Source organism: Bacteroidia bacterium, from assembly GCA_019695265.1.
Taxonomy (GTDB): Bacteria; Bacteroidota; Bacteroidia; order JAIBAJ01; family JAIBAJ01; genus JAIBAJ01.
The window spans coordinates 24,166-30,583 of record JAIBAJ010000032.1; the positions used below are offsets into that span (position 1 = coordinate 24,166).

At 40.1% G+C, this 6,418-nt stretch carries 3 protein-coding genes; 1 reads left to right on the forward strand and 2 read right to left on the reverse strand.

Annotated features, from left to right (window positions below):
* Positions 1 to 1,866 (forward strand): hypothetical protein, encoded by a 1,866-nt coding sequence (locus tag K1X82_06720; protein MBX7181785.1) that lies wholly within the window; start codon positions 1 to 3, stop codon positions 1,864 to 1,866.
* Positions 1,867 to 2,333: 467 nt separating this feature from the next.
* Here K1X82_06720 and uvrB read toward each other — a convergent pair whose 3' ends face one another.
* Both uvrB and K1X82_06730 read right to left on the reverse strand, forming a co-directional pair.
* The gene (gene uvrB, locus K1X82_06725; GenBank protein MBX7181786.1) at positions 2,334 to 4,352 is read right to left on the reverse strand and encodes an excinuclease ABC subunit UvrB; all 2,019 of its coding nucleotides are present in this window, start codon (positions 4,350 to 4,352) and stop codon (positions 2,334 to 2,336) included.
* A gap of 156 nt (positions 4,353 to 4,508) precedes the next feature.
* The coding region (locus tag K1X82_06730) for a hypothetical protein (protein ID MBX7181787.1) at positions 4,509 to 6,418 on the reverse strand (1,910 nt) is incomplete at its 5' end.

Genomic DNA, 6,418 nt, shown 5'->3' on the forward strand with positions numbered 1-6,418 from the left:
ATGGAAATTTTACTTCACTTATTCATTGGAATACCTTTACTTGGTTTCATCCTAAGCCTTTTTATACCTGCTCAAAAAGAAAATACCATTGCCCGTCTTACCATTTTTACAATAGGTTTGCACCTCATGCTTGGATTTATTTTCGCCGGTTATTGGCTGTATTTAAATCATCCGACAGTCAATATTAAAGACATCATTGTATACCAAAAAGACGACTATGAGTTCTTCATTGATTTCTGCTTCGATAAAATTACCGCAGTTTATTTATTGGTTGGCTCCATCCTAAGCTTCTTGGTAACAATCTATTGCAGCTATTATTTGCATCGGGAAGAAGGTTACAAACGCTTTTTCAATACCATTTTATTCTTCTTTTCAGGTTATAACCTGGTTATTTTCTCAGGTAATTTCGAAACCTTGTTTATTGGATGGGAAATATTAGGAATCTCTTCATTTTTGCTCATTTCCTTTTACAGGGAACGCTACTTGCCGGTAAAAAATGCACTTAAAGTTTTCTCTATTTACCGATTAGGTGATATAGGATTAATTCTAGCCATGTGGATGAGCCACCATTTATGGCACGAAAACATTACCTTTTTAAAACTCTCCAACAACGAATTTGTACATGAGCACCTGGATAGTCATACTTTGGTTGGAGTATTTATCTCCCTAATGATTTTAATTGCAGCAGCAGCCAAATCGGCACAACTTCCTTTCTCCTCCTGGCTACCTCGTGCAATGGAGGGTCCAACCCCTTCCAGTGCCATTTTTTATGGCTCATTATCTGTTCATATTGGTGTATTTTTATTACTAAGAACATTTCCATTCTGGGAAAATCAAGACTCCATTCGATGGGTAATTGGCGGTTTGGGCGGACTTACTGCATTGTTGGCCTCCGGAGTTGCCCGGGTACAGTCCTCCGTTAAAAGCCAAATAGCTTATTCTTCCATCGTTCAAATTGGAATTATTTTCATCGAAGCTGCGGCAGGTTTCGAAAAATTGGCCTTGTTTCACTTTGCCGGAAATGCCTTTTTAAGAACTTATCAATTGCTTGTTTCTCCATCCGTTGTTACCTATCTGATCCGGGAACAATTCTATAACTTCGTTCCTCGTAACGAAACCATTGAAGATAGCTTCCCCAGAAAACTCCAAAACACCTTCTATCTGCTATCTTTGAAAGAATGGAACTTGGATCAATTGATGTATCGATTTCTTTGGTCCCCAATCAAATGGATGGGAAATAAACTTGACTTTTTAACCCTGAAAAGTCTTACATATTCCTTTATTATTACTTACCTGGGTGCCGTGGCCCTTTTAATTTGGACTAATTTACCAGAATATTGGGAAGGGAAATTGGCCATCTTATTTGGCTTCATTGCCGTTTCAATGGTTTTTAAATCATTTACCGAACGACACAATCCACAAGTGGCCTGGTTCTTAATTGTAATGAATCATTTTTGGATAACCCTGGCTGTTTCTTTCAACGAAAAATTTACATTAGAACAAGTCGCACTGTATCTAAGCGGGGTAATAATTTCCGGCGCTTTTGGTTCGGCAGCCTTATTTCGACTTAAGCAACAAGCCGGTGAATTAAGTCTGGATCATTTTCAAGGCCATTCCTTTGCTCATCCCAAAATTGCCTTGTTCTTTTTGCTATGTTGCCTGGGATTAACCGGTTTTCCAATTACTCCCACCTTTGTTGGGGAGGACATCGTTTTTACACATATCCATGAAAATCAATTACTTTTAGCTGCTCTGGCTTCCATTAGTTTTATTGTAGATGGCCTTTCTATCGTCCGTATTTATGCCCGAGTATTTTTAGGTCCACATATCAAAACTACTTACGAAATGGCCCACCGTTCTTCATAAAGAATGGATGTTTAAAAGTTTTTGGGCGGGCCCCCTCCGCCCAAAAACTTTTCCTTTCAATCAACTTTCCTGCATAGGCTTCGGGTCACGCTTTCGGCTGTAGTCCTCGTCCCCCTAGGCTAACGCCGTAGGGGTACTGTGGGCTACTTGCCTCTATCGTTGCCCGAGGTGCAAGTCCATTCGGTAGCACCTTATCCATGATTTCGTTGCGAAACAGGCTAGGGGAAAATGCAAAGTCCCAGTTTCCCACATTGTGCATTACCAGGTTAGGATGTTGCAATAGGTAAAGGACTGTTCCAAGGATGAAGAATCTACAGAAGTACCAAAGCCTCTAAACTAAACCCGATAGAGCCAAATAGCTTTGCGGCTTAGAAAATAAAGGTGCTTGGAAAATAGTTTGGCCGCAAACTATAGGCGATAGCGGGGATGGTGATTGATCAGGTCACTGAAGTTTGTTTTCAAAAAAATCACTTGGTTTCCAATTGTTTCTTCAAATCATACATCTCATCCCTCAACCTGGCAGCTTCAATAAAATCGAGTTCTTTAGCTGCTTTTTCCATCGATTTTTTGGTTTTTTCAATAGCTTTTTCCAACTGATCTTTGGTCATATATTGCACCACCGGATCGGCTGCTAAAGAAACCTCTTCCTTCTCCAGGTAAGGCTTTGGTTCCTCTTTATTCCCAGCCACCGAAGTTTGCATCATAATCGTTTCAATCGATTTTTTCAAAGGCTGGGGAGTCATTCCATGTTCAACATTATAGGCAATTTGCTTTTCACGCCTGCGATTCGTTTCATCAATGGTTCGCTGCATGCTATCAGTGACAACATCGGCATACATAATTACCTTGCCGTTAACATTACGGGCAGCTCTACCGGCGGTTTGAGTCAAAGCACGCTCGCTACGCAAAAAGCCCTCTTTATCAGCATCCAAAATAGCCACCAGGGACACCTCCGGCAAATCCAAACCTTCCCGAAGGAGGTTAATTCCAATTAATACATCGAAATTTCCGAGGCGTAATTGCCTTAAAATTTCTACCCTTTCCAAGGTATCCACATCGCTGTGAATATAGCGGCAATTAATTCCCACTTTACCCATGTATTTGGTCAATTCTTCAGCCATTCGCTTGGTTAAAGTGGTAACCAGCACTCGTTCGCCCCGCTTAGTTGTTTTTTCAATTTCATCCAACAAATCATCCACCTGATTTATACATGGCCGAACATCAATAATTGGATCGAGCAAACCGGTAGGCCTGATAACTTGCTCCACCACTACCCCACCCGACTTCTCGAGTTCGTAATTAGCCGGAGTTGCCGACACATAAATTACCTGATTTTGCAAGGCTTCAAACTCTTCAAATTTTAAGGGTCTGTTATCCAGGGCAGAAGGCAATCGGAAACCAAAATCCACCAAGTTCACTTTGCGGCTACGGTCTCCGCCATACATGGCATGCACCTGGCTTACAGTAACATGGCTTTCGTCAATAACCATCAAAAAATCATCCGGGAAATAGTCAATCAGGCAAAAAGGTCTGGACCCCGGAGGACGGCCATCGAAATACCTGCTATAATTCTCAATTCCATTGCAATAGCCCAATTCACGCATCATTTCAAGGTCGTAAGTTACTCGGTCTTCCAAACGTTTAGCCTCTACCAATTTACCTTGTTGTTTAAAAAACTCCACTTGCTTCCCCAAATCATCATGAATTTGCACCATGGCATTTTTCATAGAATCCTTGGATGTAACAAAAATGTTGGCCGGAAAAATCACAATGCTTTCCATAGAGCTTATTTTTTTGCCGGTGCTCTGCTCAAAAGTTTGCAAATCTTCCACTTCATCACCCCAAAAAACAATGCGGTAACAAAGGTCACTGTATGCAGTCCAAATATCAACCGTATCTCCTTGCACCCTAAAATTTCCCCTACTAAACTGGGCTGTAGTTCTTGAATACAAAGCATCTACCAATCGGTGAAGAAACTTATTTCGGCCTACCTTTTCACCTTTCTTAAGCCATATGGTATTTTCTTTAAAATCGGCAGGGTTTCCGACACCATATATACAACTTACCGAAGAAACCACAATTACATCGCGCCTTCCGCTCAGCAAGGAAGAGGAAGAACTCAGCCTCAGCTTTTCAATTTCATCATTGATGGATAAATCCTTTTCTATGTAAGTATCTGAAGTTGGAATATAAGCCTCCGGTTGGTAATAATCGTAGTAAGAAACGAAATATTCAACCGCATTTTCCGGAAAAAACTGTTTGAATTCTCCATATAATTGAGCCGCCAGGGTTTTGTTGTGGCTAATTACCAAGGTAGGAAGGTTTACTTCCTTAATAACATTGGCAATGGTAAAAGTTTTACCCGAACCGGTTACTCCGAGCAAGGTTTGAAACCGATCTCCGGATTTTATACCCACACTTAGTTGTCGAATTGCCTCGGGTTGATCGCCGGTTGGCATATATTCAGATGATAGTTTAAACGCCATAGGAAAGGAAGCAAATCTAAACTACAAATCTCCGTTTTTTCAGAATTGCCATTTCAAAGTTAAATGTTAAGGAAGGTTATTTTTCAGTTGGTTTAAATAAGTAATTAACTGAAATAACCCAATAGACTCCAGAAGCAAATTGCATCAATAGCTTTACTAAAAACCTGCTTTACCATTTTGGGCAACCAACAGGTTATTTTTATTCAACTGACTGGTTGGATTCAACGCTACGGCCTTTTTACCGGCTTCAATAGCTTTGTCCCATTCTTTCAACATATTGTAAGCAGAACAAATATTATTGTAAGCCAAATCATACTTTGGATTAAGCTTTAAGGATTCTTCAGCAGCTTTGACACAACCTTTGTAATCGCCTACATTGTAATATTCCAAACTTACATTTAACCAGGCTTCCGGACTAGGATTTTGTTTAGCAGCATTCAGGGCTACATCCAATTTGGTGGTTGCCACACCTTGGGGTAATGAATTAATGCTGGCTAGTAAATTATTTAACCCAACATGTCCGGGACTAACGGAAAGCCCTTGCTTAGCAATACCGGAAGCGTCACCAAACCTACCTTTGGAAAGAAGGAAACTACCATAATAAGCATAACATTCCGGGTTATTGGGATTGAAACTGATGGCCGTTTTGAAATTGGCTTCAGCTTGATCCGGATGCCCTGTAGCATTTTTCAATACCCCTAAATTGATATAAACATAAGAATACTGAGGCCAAAGAGCTTTTGCCTTTTCAAAATAAACCTCGGCATTGGCATAATCAGCTTTAGCCATTAATGCATTGGCATAATTCATGAGTCCACGGGCATTATTAGGACTTTTTATAGTTACATCCAACCAAAGACTTTCAGCGGAACTCCACACTTTGCAGCGTTGATGAGCTCCAAAAGAATGCAATCCTAAAAACAGGGTAATAAAAACCAAAAAGCTTGGCCTAACCCAGGTTGATTCCTGGTATTTCACCCATAACATACGAAGAGTCCAGGCAGAAGCTAGACATAAGCCAATGTAAGGGAAAAAGACCCTGTGGTCGTTTAAAACCTCTGCGAAAGGGAAAATACTGGAAGTAGGAAGCAAAGCTGCAAAAAACCATAAGATTCCAAAACTTACCGGCCTCCAATCGGCACTTTTCCAGGTTTTCCAGGCTAAAACTAGAGCGGCAATGATAACAAGCACCCCAATTAAAACCCTATCATCCGCAGGATTTTTTATTAGAACCCAATCGGTATCAGCACTCAGATTCAAGGGCAGAATAAAATTATTCAAATAATGAACAAGTACAAATGTTTGGGTTTGAAGGTATTGTAACCGGTCTCCACCTCCGGAAGTCCAAGTAGTTGGAGTATTTGCTTTTGCGAACAGAAAAAGACCGATTCCTAATACAATTGCCGGAAGCACCCTTACCAAGATCGATTTAAATGGTAAGTTTTTCATACTTCCATCCCATTCAAATTCGATAATGTAAAGAAGAAGCAAAGGACCAACCATAATAGCGGGTTCCTTAACAAAAAAGCCAATAATAACAGGAATTAGGAATAAATAATAGGTTCTTGAGAAGGTAGAATATTGAAAAAGCACCAATGCCAAAATTATCATTAAAGTAGAAAAACTATCGCTACGGGCGATGATATAATTGATAGTTTCAGCATTTGCCGCGTGCAGAAGAAAAAAAGATGCTCCAAAAACTGCAAAGTATTTATTGGAAGAGTTAGGTGATACGGTATCAAATATTTTCAAAAAAAACAGTACCAATAACAAACCTAGGAGCAAAAAGGAGGAAAAAATAGACATATGAAACATGAAAGGCGTTGGTTCGCCTTTTCCGCCACTGAGCCAATAATCGATTGCATTGAGGGTAGTTAAACCTGGTCGATATGCTTGGTTTGCAGGTAAAGAAGATGTGGTAGACGCATCTTTAAAAAATTGCGGGATATTTTTGACATTGCGTATCCATTGGTTAGTGACAATGGTATGCGCATCATCAAAATTGAAAGGATTATTGAAATGGTTGGAATAAGTGATACCGGTTACAACCAGCATCAAAGCAATTA